Annotated in this window: 14 protein-coding genes; 8 read left to right on the top strand and 6 right to left on the bottom strand. The window is 69.5% G+C overall.

Annotated features, from left to right (window positions below):
* Positions 1-221: 221 nt before the first annotated feature.
* Positions 222-881: an OmpA family protein gene (locus ABE85_RS06420; RefSeq protein WP_067282033.1), complete on the top strand. Its 660-nt coding sequence runs from the start codon at positions 222-224 to the stop codon at positions 879-881.
* 108 nt (positions 882-989) lie between these two features.
* Here ABE85_RS06420 and ABE85_RS06415 read toward each other — a convergent pair whose 3' ends face one another.
* Together ABE85_RS06415 and ABE85_RS06410 are read right to left on the bottom strand one after the other, a co-directional pair.
* A complete protein-coding gene (locus ABE85_RS06415; RefSeq protein WP_067271463.1) occupies positions 990-1,193 on the bottom strand; it encodes a hypothetical protein in 204 nt (67 codons plus the stop codon).
* Positions 1,194-1,215: 22 nt separating this feature from the next.
* Positions 1,216-1,758 (bottom strand): hypothetical protein, encoded by a 543-nt coding sequence (locus tag ABE85_RS06410; protein ID WP_067271460.1) that lies wholly within the window; start codon positions 1,756-1,758, stop codon positions 1,216-1,218.
* A gap of 261 nt (positions 1,759-2,019) precedes the next feature.
* Between ABE85_RS06410 and ABE85_RS06405 the strand changes: the two genes are divergently transcribed.
* From ABE85_RS06405 to ABE85_RS06385, 5 genes are all read left to right on the top strand, one after another.
* Complete coding sequence (locus ABE85_RS06405; protein ID WP_067271457.1) at positions 2,020-2,196, top strand: DUF1328 family protein; 177 nt, start codon at positions 2,020-2,022, stop codon at positions 2,194-2,196.
* A gap of 35 nt (positions 2,197-2,231) precedes the next feature.
* On the top strand, positions 2,232-2,768 hold the full coding sequence (locus ABE85_RS06400; protein ID WP_067271454.1) for a bacterioferritin: 537 nt from the start codon (positions 2,232-2,234) through the stop codon (positions 2,766-2,768).
* A 4-nt stretch (positions 2,769-2,772) separates the two neighbouring features.
* A complete protein-coding gene (locus ABE85_RS06395; protein ID WP_067271451.1) occupies positions 2,773-4,266 on the top strand; it encodes a phosphatidylserine/phosphatidylglycerophosphate/cardiolipin synthase family protein in 1,494 nt (497 codons plus the stop codon).
* Positions 4,267-4,334: 68 nt separating this feature from the next.
* Complete coding sequence (locus ABE85_RS06390; protein ID WP_067271448.1) at positions 4,335-6,560, top strand: AsmA family protein; 2,226 nt, start codon at positions 4,335-4,337, stop codon at positions 6,558-6,560.
* Positions 6,561-6,589: 29 nt separating this feature from the next.
* Complete coding sequence (locus tag ABE85_RS06385) at positions 6,590-7,003, top strand: response regulator transcription factor (protein ID WP_067282030.1); 414 nt, start codon at positions 6,590-6,592, stop codon at positions 7,001-7,003.
* Positions 7,004-7,122: 119 nt separating this feature from the next.
* Here the strand turns inward: ABE85_RS06385 and ABE85_RS06380 are convergent, their stop codons facing one another.
* The 4 genes from ABE85_RS06380 to ABE85_RS06365 form a co-directional block, all read right to left on the bottom strand.
* Complete coding sequence (locus tag ABE85_RS06380) at positions 7,123-8,751, bottom strand: DHA2 family efflux MFS transporter permease subunit (protein ID WP_067271445.1); 1,629 nt, start codon at positions 8,749-8,751, stop codon at positions 7,123-7,125.
* Complete coding sequence (locus tag ABE85_RS06375) at positions 8,748-9,995, bottom strand: efflux RND transporter periplasmic adaptor subunit (RefSeq protein ID WP_067271432.1); 1,248 nt, start codon at positions 9,993-9,995, stop codon at positions 8,748-8,750. Before ABE85_RS06375 ends, ABE85_RS06380 begins: the two co-directional genes overlap by 4 nt.
* A 96-nt stretch (positions 9,996-10,091) precedes the next feature.
* Positions 10,092-11,555 (bottom strand): efflux transporter outer membrane subunit, encoded by a 1,464-nt coding sequence (locus tag ABE85_RS06370; RefSeq protein WP_067271417.1) that lies wholly within the window; start codon positions 11,553-11,555, stop codon positions 10,092-10,094.
* Between the two features lie 98 nt (positions 11,556-11,653).
* Positions 11,654-12,178 (bottom strand): MarR family winged helix-turn-helix transcriptional regulator, encoded by a 525-nt coding sequence (locus ABE85_RS06365; RefSeq protein ID WP_067271414.1) that lies wholly within the window; start codon positions 12,176-12,178, stop codon positions 11,654-11,656.
* A gap of 294 nt (positions 12,179-12,472) precedes the next feature.
* On the opposite strand from ABE85_RS06365, the gene ABE85_RS06360 reads away from it, so the two are divergent.
* Entirely contained in the window at positions 12,473-14,212 is a 1,740-nt protein-coding gene (locus ABE85_RS06360) for an ABC transporter transmembrane domain-containing protein (RefSeq protein WP_231993358.1), read from the top strand.
* Positions 14,213-14,341: 129 nt separating this feature from the next.
* Positions 14,342-15,169, top strand: coding sequence for a thymidylate synthase (locus tag ABE85_RS06355; RefSeq protein ID WP_067271406.1), 828 nt, complete (start codon positions 14,342-14,344; stop codon positions 15,167-15,169).
* The last annotated feature ends 36 nt before the right edge of the window (positions 15,170-15,205 follow it).

Below are 15,205 nucleotides of genomic sequence, written 5' to 3'. Positions count from 1 at the left end.
GGGGCGACACGAGGGATGAGGCGGGTGCCGCACTTGCCCTCTTCCGTCACCCGTCGGACACGCGCCCGGACCGGAACCCCGGTGCGAGGCGCGGGCAACTCACCCTCCGGACCTGGAACGGGTCCGCTGCCGCGCGGGGATACTGCCTCGCGCGGGCGGCGGCACCGCCTCCCGGGTCGTTGGGTTTTCTTTCCCGGATCACAAGGAGAAGCAACATGCAGATGCGACATACCCGACTGGCCGCGGCCGCCCTGGCGGCCGCCGTCCTGGCCGGCTGCGCCAACATGGACGACCGCCAGCGCGGCACCGCGGGCGGCGCGGCGATCGGGGCCGTCTCGGGCGCCGTCCTCAGTTCCGCCACGGGCGGCAAGGCGGGCACCGGCGCGCTGATCGGCGGCGCGCTCGGCGCCGTGGCCGGCAACGTCTGGTCACGCCACATGGAGGACAAGCGCCGCGCGATGGAACAGGCCACGCAGGGCACCGGCGTCGAAGTGACGCGCACTGCGGACAACCAGCTGAAACTGGACGTGCCCAGCGACATCTCGTTCGCGACCAACAGCGCCACGGTCGAACCGCGGCTGCGTCCGGTGCTGGACGCCTTCGCGAACGGGTTGAACAGCAATCCGTCGCCGACGGTGGTGCGGGTGGTCGGCCACACCGACAACACCGGCTCCGATGCGATCAACGACCCCTTGTCGCTGCGTCGAGCGGAGAGCGTGCGGGGCTACCTGGCCGACCGTGGTGTCCGTGCCGATCGCGTCGAGGTCGCCGGTCGTGGCTCGCGCGAGCCGCTCGTGTCCAACGACACGGCCGAGAGCCGCGCCAAGAACCGCCGCGTCGAGATATTCCTGCGCGAACCGCAACAAGGCTCGGGCGGTTGATCCTCCGCGGAAGCGCTCCGGCGCTCGCATGACAAAGGCGCCTCGCAAGAGGCGCCTTTTTCTTGTCGCTCGTCAACTGCCGTCGGCAGGGTCAAGTCGTGAGTGGCGTCAAGGCGTGGTCTTGACGGGCTCGGGTCCCATGTGCGGACCCGTGCCGTGCAGCGCGCCGCCCTCGCCTTCCCAGGTGGTGACTTCCTCGGGATGCGCGTGCGACGTCTTGTGCCGTTGCTCGAAGCGCCGGGTCTGCCATTGCCAGAGGGCGTAGCCGGCCAGGCTCGACAGCGCGAGCGGCAGGAGGCGTTTGATCAGCATGGTGTCGCTCCTCTTCGAGAGATCAACGGGCCGGCGCGCTGGCCTTGGGCTGGCGCGGGGGCGGGACGTCGGGACCCGGACGCATCGTGGCGCTGGGCGGCGTGGCCGGGGCGGACGGAATGCCCGCCGCCGTCGGGTTCTCCTGCACCATGCGGTCGATGCGGGTCAGGATGCCGCCGCTCTGCACGCTGCCGTCGCGCGTGCCCTGCCCCATGACCATCATGCGGCAGTCCTCGCGGTCTTCCTCGGCGACGCGCTGGCAGCGCAGCATCGCGTTGTTGGCCAGATCCTGCGTGCTCGCCGTCCGGAGGTTGCCGCGCTGCATTTCCTGGCGCGCCGCCCCGGCTTCCTTCAGGCAGGCGGCCTGCGCCTGGCCGGTCTTGCCGGCGAGGCAGTTGGCGCGTTCCTGCTCGTAAGTCGACTGGATGTCGGACTTGGACGCATGGGACGACGCCCCGGCCGCGAACGCCGGCGTGGTCACGATCATGACGGCCGACAGCACCGCGCCGGCGGTGATCCAGGCAGCGGCGGAGGGCGATGTGAAGGTCTTGTTGAGCTTGATCATCTTGGTTCCTTTGCAGCGCTGGGCGCCGGGGTCGGAAGACGGGGGGAGAAGATGAAGCAAGGCTAGGCCCGTCGTCGGCCGCCGTCTGTCGTACCGCGCCGGAGCCGTGTGTAGGACGAGTCCGGCATCGCCTTCCACCGCGCCCGGGCGGCGTCCTGTCCTACACCCGGACGTGGGCCCTGCTGATCCTTCCGGCTCCCTGCCGCTTCTACAGTGGCCTCAAGCGCCGCGCCGCGGCCAACAGATGGAAAGGACATCGTCATGTTGAAGTGGGCCTTGATCTTTGCCGTGATCTCGCTGGTCGCGGGTGTACTCGGATTCACCGGTCTCGCCGCGGGCGCGGCGGGCATCGCCAAGATCCTGTTCGGGATCTTCCTCGTCATCTTCCTGGTGCTGCTGGTACTCGGCATCACCGGCGTGAACGCGCTTCGAAAGTGACGCTCACCGTTTCCTGAACCCAGAGGAGCCAGCCCATGAACGCCCCCGAACACAAGCACCTGAAGCTTGACGAACAGGCCCTGCAGCGCGCTCGCCAGCACCTCGACGAAGGCCCGGTCACGCCGAGCTACGGCCCGTGGCGCGACGACGTGATCCGCCTGCTCAACGACGCGCTCGCGACCGAGCTCGTCTGCGTGCTGCGCTACAAGCGCCACTACTTCACCGCGCACGGCCTGAACTCGCCGCGCATCGCCGAGGAGTTCCTCGAGCACGCCACGCAGGAGGCGGTCCATGCCGACCGCATCGCCGAGCGCATCGTGCAGCTGGGCGGCGATCCGGACTTCCGGCCGGACTCGCTGACCCAGCGCAGCCACGCGGAGTACGACGAGTCCAAGGACCTGAAGGCGATGCTGCGATCGAACCTGATCGCCGAGCGCATCGCCGTCGAGGCCTACCGCCAGATGATCCAGCTCATCGGCGACAAGGACCCGACGACGCGCCGCATCCTCGAGGAAGTCCTCGCGGAAGAGGAAGAGCATGCCGACGACCTCGCCGACCTGCTGAGGGACTGACGCCATGGGCCGACGCGTCGCCGCCCTGCTCTTCGCGCTCGGCGCGAGCGTCGGTCTCGTGGCCTGCGGCACGCCGCGCGCGCCGGTCAACGGCCGGGTCCCGGACCCGCCGGGGACTGCGCCGACGCTGACGCGGGTGGCCGCCCAGGTCGACGTCGTCGGCCCGCGCGGACCGATGAACCAGGCCAGCCGCGAGCAGGCCGTGCAGGCCGCCGCCGCGCAGGGCAAGGCCGACCTGCTGAAGCGCCAGATCGCGGCCATGTCCGCGTTCGGCGACGTGGACCTCTACGCCGGCAACGATGCGCAACTGCTGGTCGACGGCCCTGCCACCTTCGCCGCGATGTTCGCGGCGATCGACAAGGCGCGCCGGCAGATCGTCCTGGAAAGCTACATCATCGAGGACGCCGACGTCTCGCGACAACTGGCCGATCTACTGCTGAAGCGGCGGGCGGACGGGCTCGAGGTGGCGGTCCTCTATGACGGCGTCGGCTCGATGGGCACGGACGAGACCTACTTCGACCGCCTCCGTCAAGGCGGCGTCGCCGTGTGCGCCTTCAATCCGGTCAACCCGCTGAAGCAGCGCACGAAATATCACAAGATCACGCAGCGCGACCATCGCAAGATGCTGGTCGTGGACGGCGAAACCGGCTTCACCGGCGGCATCAACATCAGCGCGGTGTACTCGTCGGGCTCGGGCGGCTTCGGCAGCCGCGGACCGTCGAAGCCGCCCAGGCCCAAGGCCGTGGCCAGCGAGTCCGCCGACGGCAAAGCCAGGTCCGACGGCAAGTCCGGAGACAAGGCCGATGAGAACGGCTGGCGCGACACGATGATCCAGGTGCGCGGACCGGCGACGCAGAAGCTGCACACGCTGTTCCGCGAGGTCTGGGCGCAGCAGCATTGCGAAGGCGCCGTCGCCGAGATCGCGCCCCCGCCCGGCCCGCCCGCCGGCCAGCAGCTGATGCGCGTCATCCCGTCCACGCCGCAGGACACCGAGAACCGCATCTACACGCTGCTGCTGGGCAGCATCCGCGCTTCGCAACGCAGCGTGTACCTGACGATGGCCTATTTCGCGCCGGGCCAGGACATGGTGGACGCCCTGAGCGAAGCCGCGCAGCGCGGCGTCGACGTCCAGCTGATCCTGCCCTCGCGCAGCGACTTCGGCCCGGTGATGCAGGCGGGCCGCAGCCATTACGAGCGCATGCTGAAGGCGGGCGTGCACATCCATGAACTGCAGGACGCGGTGCTGCACGCCAAGACCGCCGTCATCGACGGCGTGGTCTCCACGATCGGGTCCAGCAACATGGACTGGCGCAGCTTCGTGCACAACAACGAGGTCAACGCCGTCGTGCTGGGCGAGGACTTCGGCGGTGCGATGACGCGAATGTTCGAGCGCGATCGCACCGCCTCCAAGACGATCGAACTGCAGCGCTGGCAGGACCGCGGGCTGTGGCAACGGGGCAAGGAATACTTTTCGAGGATGTTTGAACAATGGTGGTAAACAACGCGCCCTCCTCCGCGCCGGCGCCCACGCCCGGTCCTCGACGACGTGCCCGCCGCGGCTGGGCCATGAGCCTGCTCGTGCTGCTGGCGATGCTGCTGATCGCGGTCGGTGTCTGCGAATGGCTGGGATGGCCTTTCCTGCGCCGTCCCGCGGAGCAATGGCTGAGCCAGAAACTGGACCGTCAGGTGCGTTTCGACGGTGACGAGGACAACACCGCCTGGCAGCTCCGGCTGATCGGCAACCTGCGTCTGCGCACCCACAGCCTCACGATCGCCGGCCCGAGCTGGAGCACGCTGGGCGGCCCCATGCTGCAGGCGCAGGACGCCGCGCTGACGCTGCGATATTCGGATCTGCTGGCCCTGCGCCACGAGGGTCAGGCCTTGCAGGTGAAGGCGCTGCGCGCGGGCGAACTGAGCATGAAGCTGGAACGCGACGTCGAAGGCCGCGCGAGCTGGCAGTTCGGCAAGCAGCCGCCCAGCGACACGCAGGTGCGCAAGCGTCCGAACGTCGACGGCATCCGCTTCGACCTGCTCGAAGTGGGCCGGGGCACGGTGGTGGTAGACGACAAGATCCAGCAGCTGTCGCTGCTCGGTCGTTTCGCGCTGCGCGAGACCTGGGCGACGCCGGAGGACGCCGCGTCGGCGGTGCGTTCGAGCCTCGCCGCATCGGGCGCGGCCTCGACCGCGGTGACCGCGGCGACTGCGGCTTCCGCTCAGCGCGCGCCCACGACGGCGGCACGCGTGGCCAGCGCGGCCGCTTCGGGCACCCGGCTCGCCGTGGACTTCGGCGAGCGGGTGGCGGGCAAGCCCAAGGGCGCGTCGGCCGCCGCTGATGAACCCGGTCCGGGAGAAGGCGGCCGCAACGGTGTGACCGCGCAGGCCGAGGGCCATTGGCGCGACCTGCCCATCAAGGCCGCGCTGCAGACCGGCTCCGCGCTGCCGTGGTTGTCCTCGGACCCGAACGCACCGGCCGTGCCGGTCACGTTGCGGGGCAACATCGGCAAGGCCCAACTGAGCTTCGACGGCCAGGTCCGCGACCTGCTCGTCAGCCAGGGCCTGTCCGGGCAGTACACGCTGGCGGGCCCCTCGCTGGCCGCGGTCGGCGAGCCGCTCGGCGTCACGCTGCCGACGACGCCGGCCTTCGCGATGAAGGGCAAGCTGACGCGCGACGGCTCGCGCTGGACCACCGCGGTCAGTCAGGCCACGATCGGCAAGAGCCATCTGAGCGGCGAGTTCCAGTACGACAAGAAGGCGGAGGGACTGCCGACGCTGACCGGCGAACTGCGCGGCCGCGAGCTGTGGCTGGCGGACCTGGGACCGACGATCGGTGTGCCGGCCGAACCGGGCGCGCCCAAGGTGAAGAAGGCGCCCTCGCGCGTGCTGCCGGACAAGCAGTTCGACCTGCCCTCGCTGCGGGCCATGAACGCCAATGTCAACGTGAAGCTGGCGCGTTTCGAATCCGGCACCGCGATCCTGCAGGCGGCCGAGCCGCTCAACGCCCGCATCGTGCTGCAGGACGGCGTGCTGGAGCTGCGCGACATCGACGCGCGCGTGGCGCGCGGTCAGGTGGCGGGCACCATGAAGCTGGATGGCCGCGGCCCACAGGCGAAGTGGCAGGCGCGGTTGCGCGTCGGCGGCGTGCATCTGGAGCAGTGGCTGAACCTCGAGCGCAAGAACGGCCAGCGCTGGGTGACGGGGCTGATGGGCGGGCGCATCGCGCTGGATGGCGAGGGCAAGTCCACGGCCGACCTGCTGGCGAGCGCGGACGGCCGCATGGTGCTGTACTGGACCGACGGCACCATCTCCCACCTGATCGTGGAGGCCGCGGGCATCGACATCGCGCAGGGCCTGGGCATGCTGGTGAAGGGCGACGAGCCGCTGCAGGTCTACTGCGGCGTCGCCGACCTGCAGGTCAAGGACGGGGTCGTGACGCCCAAGCCCATGGTCATCGACACGAAGGATTCGGTGGTCCTGGTGGATGGCGGCATGTCGCTGGCGACGGAGCGGCTGGCCTTGACGGCCAAGGTCGATCCCAAGGACAAGAGTCCGCTGACGCTGCGCACGCCGCTGAACATCCAGGGGACATTGGGCGATCCGCAACTCAGCCTGCAGAAGGCGCCGCTGCTGCGCAAGCTGCTGCCGGCCGCGGTGCTGGGCGTCGCGGTGACGCCGCTGGCGGCGATCGTGCCGCTGATCGACCTGGGCGAGGACGCGGACCCCGAGAGTCTGAAGGCGCTGTCTGAATGCAACGCGCGGCTGACGCCGACATCGAAGCGGGGCTCGGGTTCGTGATAATGGGCGCCTCGCTCACGCCCATTCCCATGTCCACCGTTCCCGTCACCGCACCGACGCCCGGCACGCTGAACTGTTTCCTGGTCGAGGACAGCCCGCTGATCCGCGAGAACCTCATCGCCACCTTGCAGGAGATGCTCGACCTCGACGTGGTCGGCACGGCCGAGGACGAGGCCGGCGCGCTGCGCTGGCTGCACGACGACGCGGTCCCGTGCGACATCCTCATCATCGACCTCTTCCTCAAGCGCGGATCGGGCATCTCGCTGCTGCCCAAGGCGCGGCTGCTGCAGCCCGAGGCCAAGGTGATCGTGCTGACCAACTACGCCACGGCCGACATGCGCCAGCGCTGCGAGGGGCTGGGCGCCGACAAGGTCTTCGACAAGTCCAGCGAACTGGACGAGCTGATCGCGTACTGCCTGGAGCTGGCGTCTTCCAAGGCTTGACGCCGTACGCAGACGCGTATTGCAGCGCGACCGGCAAGCGCCGGTCGCACAGGAAAAAGGGGTCCCGCAGGACCCCTTTTCGTTGTCGGGCGACGACTGCCGCCTCTCCGATCAAGGCGTCAATGCGCCCCGCCGGCATCGACCGGCGCCCCCATCTTCGGCGGCCGCTTGGTCAGCCACACGAAGGCGATCAGCACCACGAACAGCACCGCCGACGCCAGGAAGATGTCGTCCGCCGCGCGCGTGAACGCCTGCTGGTCGACCAGCCGGTTGATGTAGGCCAGTGCCTGGTCGTGGCTGAAGCCCTGGCGCTGCAGCGTGTCCAGCGCCGCCGTCTCCGCCGGGTCGCCCAGCGCGAGCCGCTCCGCCAGATGATGGTGGTGCAGCGCCGCGCGGTTCTCCCACAAGGTCGTGGAGATCGACGTCCCCATCGCCCCCGCCGTGATCCGCACGAAGTTCGACAGCCCCGCCGCCGCGGCGATCCGGTCCGGCGTGATGCCCGACAGGGTCAGCGTCGTCAGCGGGATGAAGAAGAACGCCAGCGCCCCGCCCTGCAGGATCGTCGGGATCATGATGGTCCCGAGGTCCGTGTCCGTCGTGAACAGCGAGCGCATCCACAGCACGATGGCGAACATCACGAAGGCGAAGCTCGCCATCATCCGCGGATCCCAGACCGAGACCTTCTTCCCCACCACCGGTGAGAGCAGGATGGCCAGCACCCCCACCGGCGCCAGCGCGAAGCCCGCCGCCGTCGCGGTGTAGCCCATGTGCTGCTGCAGCCACAGCGGCAGCAGCACCACGTTGCCGAAGAACAGGCCGTAGGCGATCGACAGCACCGAGGCCCCGAACAGGAAGTTGCGCCGCGCGAAGAGCCGCAGGTCGACGACCGGATGATCGTTCGTCAGCTCCCAGACGATGAACACCGCCAGCCCCACGACCGCAACCACGGCCAGCGCGATGATCTGGTTGGACTCGAACCAGTCCAGCTCCTTGCCCTTGTCCAGCATCACCTGCAGCGAGCCCACCCACAGCACCAGCAGCGACAACCCGACGGTGTCGATCGGCAGCTTCTTGGTCGGCGTCTCGCGGGTGCGGTAGATGCTCCACGTCAGGCCGGCCGCGAACAGGCCCACCGGCACGTTGATGTAGAAGATCCACGGCCAGGTGACGTTGTCGGTGATCCAGCCGCCCAGCAGCGGCCCGACCACCGGCGCGACCAGCGTCGTCATCCCCCATAACGCGAGCGCCGTGCCCGCCTTGTGCTTGGGATAACTCGACAGCAGCAGCGTCTGCGACAGCGGGATCATCGGCCCCGCCACCAGGCCCTGGAACACGCGCGCCACGACCAGCATCTCCAGCGAGTGCGCGAAGCCGCACAGCCAGGACGCCAGCACGAACAGCAGCACGCTGGTCGTGAACAGCCGCACCGCGCCGAAGCGCTGCGTCAGCCAGCCCGTCAGCGGGACGGAGATCGCGTTGGCCACGCCGAAGCTCGTGATGACCCAGGTGCCCTGCACCGGGCTGACGCCGAGGTCCCCGGCGATCGCGGGCAGCGACACGTTCGCGATGGACGAGTCCAGCACGTTCATGAAGGTCGCCAGCGACAGCGAGATGGTGCCCAGCACCAGCGCGGTGCCGGTCAGCGGCGCGGGACCCGCCGGTGGTCCCGCCGGAGCGGGCGTCGCAGGCGTCGCGGACGGCCCGGGAGCCGCCGGCGCGCCGGGCGCGGTTGGAGTGGAATCGCTCATTGCACGCGGTTGGTGTTCGCCTTGGCCGCGGCCTTGCCGAGGTTGGTCGCGATGATCTTGTTCACCTGCTCGTCGGCGGCCTTCTCCTGGACGTCGAAGATCGTGGTCTGCAGACGCGGCGCGCTGGCGCCGGTCGCGGCGGCCAGCATCGCGCCGCCCTGGTCACGGATGTCGATCTGCACGTCCATCGACAGGCCCACGCGCAGCGGATGTTCCTGCACTTCCTTCGGGTCCAGCGCGATGCGCACCGGCACGCGCTGCACGACCTTGATCCAGTTGCCCGTCGCGTTCTGCGCCGGCAGCAGCGCGAAGGCCGCGCCCGTGCCCGCGCCCAGGCCCTGCACCGTGCCGTGGTACTCGGTCTTCTTGCCGTAGACGTCCGCTTCCAGCGTCGCCTTCTGGCCGATGCGCAGCTTGGCCAGCTGGCTTTCCTTGAAGTTGGCGTCGACCCAGACCTGCTGCAGTCCGACCACCGCCATCAGCGGTGAACCGGCCGCGACGCGCTGGCCCAGTTGCACCGAGCGGCGGGCGACCCAGCCGTCCACCGGCGCGATCAGCTCGGCGCGCTGCAGCGCGAGGTAGCTCTCGCGCAGACGCGCGGCGGCGCGCAGCACGTTCGGGTGTTCCTCGACCTTGACGCCGTCGGTCAGCACCTGGTTCGAGCTCAGCTGATCCTTCGCGGCCTGCAACGCCGATTGCGCGGCGGCGGCCTGCGCGCGGGCCGAGGTCAGTTGCGACTGCGCGTGTTCCAGCTCTTCCTTGCCGACGGCGCCGGTGGCGACCAGCGGCTGGCGGCGGGTGACGTCGGACTGCAGGCGATCCAGGTCGACGGTGACGCGCTTCAGGTCGGCCTCGCGGACCTTGACCTGGGCTTCGAAGCCGCTGTTGTTCGCATACAGCGTGCGGACCTCGCGGACCGTCTGCGCCAGCTGCGCCTGGGCCTGCTCGAGCGCGACGCGGGCGTCGACCGGGTCCAGGCTCACCAGCTTCTGGCCGGCCTTCACGAAGTCGGTGTCGTCGGCGTAGACCGCGCGCACCGTGCCGCCGACCAGCGGCGTGATCTGCACGACGTTGGCCTGCACGTAGGCGTTGTCGGTGGACTCGTAGCGGCTGCCGACGATCCATTCATAGGCGACGTATCCCAGGCCCGCCACGATGACGACGGCGGCGATGGCCGTCAGGCCCTTCTTGCGGGTGCCGTTCTTGGCGGGAGCTTGCGTGTTGTTCGGAGGCGTTGCGCTCATGGTGTGCTCTTCGGGATTCTTGTGATTCGGGGCGTCGGCGGCGTGGTGGAGGCCGGCGCGTCAAGTCGGATTCAATGCCTGTCAGCGGGCGCTCGGTCAGTTGCGATCCGCGGAAGCCGTCGTCTGCGCGGCGCCTCGGGCGGGCTCGGCGTAACCGCCGCCCAGCGCGCGCATCAGGTTTATCTGAGCGTCGACCGTCAAGGCCTGCAGATCGATCTGGCCGCGCTGTTGCAGCAACTGGTTCTGCTGCGCGCTCAGCACCGCGATGCGGCCGGTCAGGCCGGCGCGGTGGCGCTGATCGGCCAGCGTCGCCTGGCTGTCGGCGTTGGCCACCAGCGCGTCCTGCTGCGTGCGCTGCTGGCGCAGCGATTCGAGCGTCGTGAACTGGTCGCTGGCATCACGCACCGCGTCCAGCACCGCGACGTTGTAGCTCGCGATCGCAGCGTCCTGCTCGGCGGCGCTGCCGCGCAGGTTGGCGCGCAGCCGGCCGCTGTCGAACAGCGGCAGATGCAGCGCGGGACCTGCGCCGTACTGGCGGCTGCCGCTCTTGAACAGCTCATCCAGCCCGATCGCGTTCAGGCCGACGAAGGCCGTCAGGCTCACGCTCGGATAGAACTGCGCGCGGGCGACGCGGATGTCCTGCGCCGTCGCCTCGACCCGGGCGCGCGCGGCGGCAAGGTCCGGGCGGCGGCCCAGCAGGTCCAGGTGAGGCGCCTGCTGCCAGTCGAGCGCGACCGGCAGCGCGGCGTCCAGCGACTCCGTCGCCTTCGGGCCCTGCCCGGTCAGCGCGGCGAGCTGATGACGCAACAGCGCCTGCTGCTCGCGCAGCACGACCTGCTGGCGTTGGATGTCGGGCAGCGGCGCCTCGGCGACGCGCAGGTCCTGGCCGTTGTCCAGGCCGGCGGCGCTGCGTTGGCGCACGAGGTCGAAGGACTGGTCGCGCAGCGACTTCTGCTGCGCCAGCAGGCGGCCTTGCGCCTGGCTGCGCGCCAGCGCGACGTAGGCCTTGGCCACGGCGTTGGACACGCTCAACCGCGCGGCGGCGGCGTCCGCCTCGGCGGCGCGCTGCTGCCCGAGCGCGGCCTGCAGCGCCGCGTCATGCTTGCCGAAGAAGTCGAACTCGTAGCTCAGCCCGGCCTGGATGTTGGCCAGGGTCACCACGCTGCCGCCCAGCGGCGGCGGGTAGATGCCGTGCTCGGTGAGGCGCTGGCGGGTCGCGTCGGCTTCGAGCTCGGCGGCCGGACGCTTCGCAGCCTCGGCGTTCTCGGTCATCGCCGCGGCGCGCGCGATGCGGGCCCGGGCCAGCGCCAGGTTCGGCGAGTTCGCGATCGCCTGGTCGACCAGCGCGTCCAGTTGCGGATCGCGGAAGGTCTTCCACCAGGACACGTCGAGCGCCTGGGTCTGGCTGTCGTCGAGGCCCAGGCGGGCCGCTTCGGCGCCGTCGATCGGGCGGCCGGGTTCGGCCAGCTTGGGGATGGGCGCGCAGGCGGTGAGCACCATCAGCAGCGCCGCGCCCATGGCCAGGGCCAGCGTGGTGCGGTGAAGGAATCGGGAGGTCATCGGGGGGTCCTCAATGTTGTTCTTTTGGAGGGAGCAGGCAATTGAAAAAGGAAGCATCGTTCGCACTTGTTCGTCGTGACTCGCCGGTCAGTCGCTCGTCATTCGCACTTGTCGACCAGCGTCGACGACTCGGAGGTCAGGCCCGCGTCGCGGATCGCCTGGCCGTTGACGACGATGCGCTGCAGCAGGCCGATCAGCGTGCGGAACTCCTGGTCGGTGAAGCCGGCCAGGTGGTCGTTGAACACCTTGGACAGCACGCCCGGGGCGGCCGCCATCGCGTTCACGCCGACCTCGGTCAGCGAGACCATGACGACACGCCGGTCCTCGACCGAGCGCTCTCGGCGCACCAGGTTCTTGGCTTCAAGCCGGTCCAGCAGGCGCGTCATCGCGCCGCCGTCCATCGCGAGCTCGCGGGCGAGCGCGGCGCTGGACATCGGACCGTTGAAGCGCAGACGCAACATCGGCGCCCACTGCGCATGGGTCAGGTCATGCTCACCGAGCATCTTGTCGGCCTGCAGCACCATGGACTGCTTGATCTGCCGCAGCAGCCAGCCCAGGCTGGGCTCCGACGTGAAGCTGTCGGCGCTGTAGAAATCGGCGGGCGGGGGCAGCTTGGCATTCATGGCGTCGTCTTTCGTGACTTCGGATTTCCGGGACGGACTTTGCGGAAATGCTTGATGACAATTATTGCTTAGGCAATGATTGCCGTGCCAATCACTGCCTGGGATGGGCTTTCCGTGCGTAGGGACATTCCCGCAACACGTGGCCCCTAAACTGAGCCCATGTCCGCCATGTCCCCTTCTTCTCCCTCCGCGCCCCCCTCGGCGACGGCCACCCGCCCCGAGTCGGCTCCTCCTTCCGGCGGACAGGCAAACGCCGTGCGCACGCCGCCCAAGGCATCGCCCCCGCTGCGGGCAATGGCGCCGGCGCTGTGGCCCTTCCTGCAGCCCTACCGGGGACGGATCGCCGCGGCGATCGTCTTCCTCGTGCTGGCGGCGGCGGCGACGCTGGTCTTCCCGCTCGCGCTGCGCCAGCTGATCGACCAGGGGCTGATCTCCGCCGACCCAGGCGACCGGCTGATGGCGCTGCGGGAGCACTTCGTCTGGCTGTTCGCGACCGGCGCGGCGCTGGGCGTGTTCTCCGCGCTGCGCTTCTACGCGGTGACCTGGCTGGGCGAGCGGGTCAGCGCCGACCTGCGCACGGCGGTCTACAGCCACGTGCTGCGCCAGAGCCCCGAGTTCTTCGAGACCACGCAGACCGGCGAGGTCATCAGCCGCATCACGACGGACACGACGGTGATCCAGAGCATCGTCGGCTCCAGCCTGTCGATGGGGCTGCGCAACGTGATCATGGGCCTGGGCGCGGTGGCGCTGCTGATCTACAGCAACCCGTGGGTGATGACGCAGGTGCTGGGCATCCTGGTGCTGGTCGTGGCGCCGGCGATGTTCTTCGGACGCCGCGTGCGACGGCTGTCGCGCTCGAGCCAGGACCGCATCGCCGACACCAGCGCGATCGCGGCGGAGATGCTCAACGCGATCACCGTCGTGCAGTCGCATGCGCAGGAGGCGCGCGAGGCCGTGCGCTTCGACGTCGCGAGCGAGGCCGCCTTCGACACCGCGCGCAAGCGGACCAAGGTGCGGTCCTTCCTGGTCGCGTTCATCATCACGGCGACCTTCGGCGCGCTGCTGTGGGGCCTGTACCAGGGCACGCAGGCGGTGATGGCCGGCAAGATCTCCGCGGGCCACCTGGGACAGACGGTGGTCTACGTGATCCTGCTGGTGTCGTCGGTGGCGGTGCTGGCGGAAGTCTGGGGCGACCTGCTGCGCGCGGCGGGCGCGATGGAGCGGCTGATGGAGCTGCTCGCGGCGCAATCGCCGGTGGCCGATCCGGCGGCGCCGGTCGCCCTGCCCGCCTCGACCGGCCCGGCGCGCGTGAGCTTCGAACAGGTCCGCTTCCACTACCCGTCGCGCCCTGACCGCGCGGCGCTGGACGACTTCACGCTGCGCATCGAGCCCGGCGAGACCGTCGCGCTGGTCGGCCCGAGCGGCGCCGGCAAGAGCACGGTGCTGCAGCTGCTGCAGCGCTTCTTCGATGTGCAGGGCGGCAAGCTGCAGCTGGACGGCGTGTCGCTGGACCGCGTGAAGCTGGCCGACCTGCGCGGTCGCATGGCGCTGGTGCCGCAGCAGAGCGTGATCTTCTCGGCCAGCGCGCTGGACAACATCCGCTACGGCCGCCCTGACGCGAGCCGCGAGGCCGTCATCGCCGCGGCCAAGGCCGCGCATGCGGACGAGTTCATCTGCCAGTTGCCGCAGGGCTACGACAGCTTCCTCGGCGAGCGCGGCGTGCGCCTGTCCGGCGGACAGCGCCAACGCATCGCCATCGCGCGGGCGATGCTGCAGGACGCGCCGTTGCTGCTGCTCGACGAGGCCACGAGCGCACTGGACGCCGAGAGCGAACGGCTGGTCCAGCAGGCGCTGGACGAGGCGATGCGTGACCGCACGACGCTGGTCATCGCGCACCGTCTGTCGACGGTGCAACGCGCCGATCGCATCGTGGTGATGGACCACGGCCGCATCGTCGAGCAAGGCACGCATGCCGAGCTGGTCGCCCGCGGCGGTCTCTACGCCCGCCTGGCCGCGCTCCAATTCAACGCCTGACCCCCGTCTCTTTCTCCCCTCTCCCGCTGCGGGGAGAAGGCCTGACTCTTACTCCCTCTCCCGCTTGCGGGAGAGGGTTGGGGTGAGGGCCAGCGGCCGTGCCCGTCCACCCCTCTAAAATCCTTTCCCATGACCGCCGACCTCACCTCCGTGCGCCCTGTGCGCAGCCAGTACGAAGACTTCATGCGCCACGTGTACGAGCACGGCGTGGCCAAGGGCGACCGGACGGGGACGGGCACGCGGAGCGTGTTCGGCCACCAGATGCGTTTCGACCTGAGCGAGGGTTTCCCGCTGGTCACGACGAAGAAGGTGCACCTGAAGTCCATCATCCTGGAGCTGTTGTGGTTCCTGCGCGGCGACTCCAACGTCAAGTGGCTGCAGGAGCGCGGCTGCACGATCTGGGACGAGTGGGCGCGCGAGGACGGCGACCTGGGCCCGGTGTACGGCGTGCAGTGGCGCAGCTGGCCGAAGGCCGGCGGCGGGCACGTGGACCAGATCGCGGAGGTCGTGAAGCAGCTGAAGACCAATCCGGACTCGCGCCGGATCATCGTCTCGGCGTGGAACGTGGCGGAGCTGGACCAGATGGCGCTGATGCCCTGCCACGCGTTCTTCCAGTTCTACGTGGCGGACGGCAAGTTGTCGTGCCAGCTGTACCAGCGCAGCGCGGACATCTTCCTGGGCGTGCCCTTCAACATCGCGAGCTACGCGCTGCTGACGCAGATGGTGGCGCAGCAATGCGGGCTGGGTCTGGGGGACTTCATCTGGACGGGCGGGGATTGCCACATCTATTCGAACCACTTCGAGCAGGTGGAGACGCAGCTGGCGCGCAGCCCCTTCCCCTATCCGACGATGCACATCAAGCGCAAGCCGGCGTCGATCTTCGACTACGAGTTCGAGGACTTCGAGCTGCAGGCGTACGAGCACCACGCGGCGATCAAGGCGCCGGTGGCGGTCTGACGCTAGACTGGCACTCACGTTCCCCCCGAAAGCAAC

Source organism: Mitsuaria sp. 7 (assembly GCF_001653795.1).
GTDB lineage: Bacteria > Pseudomonadota > Gammaproteobacteria > Burkholderiales > Burkholderiaceae_C > Roseateles.
This window is presented reverse-complemented; position numbering and strand designations above follow the sequence as displayed.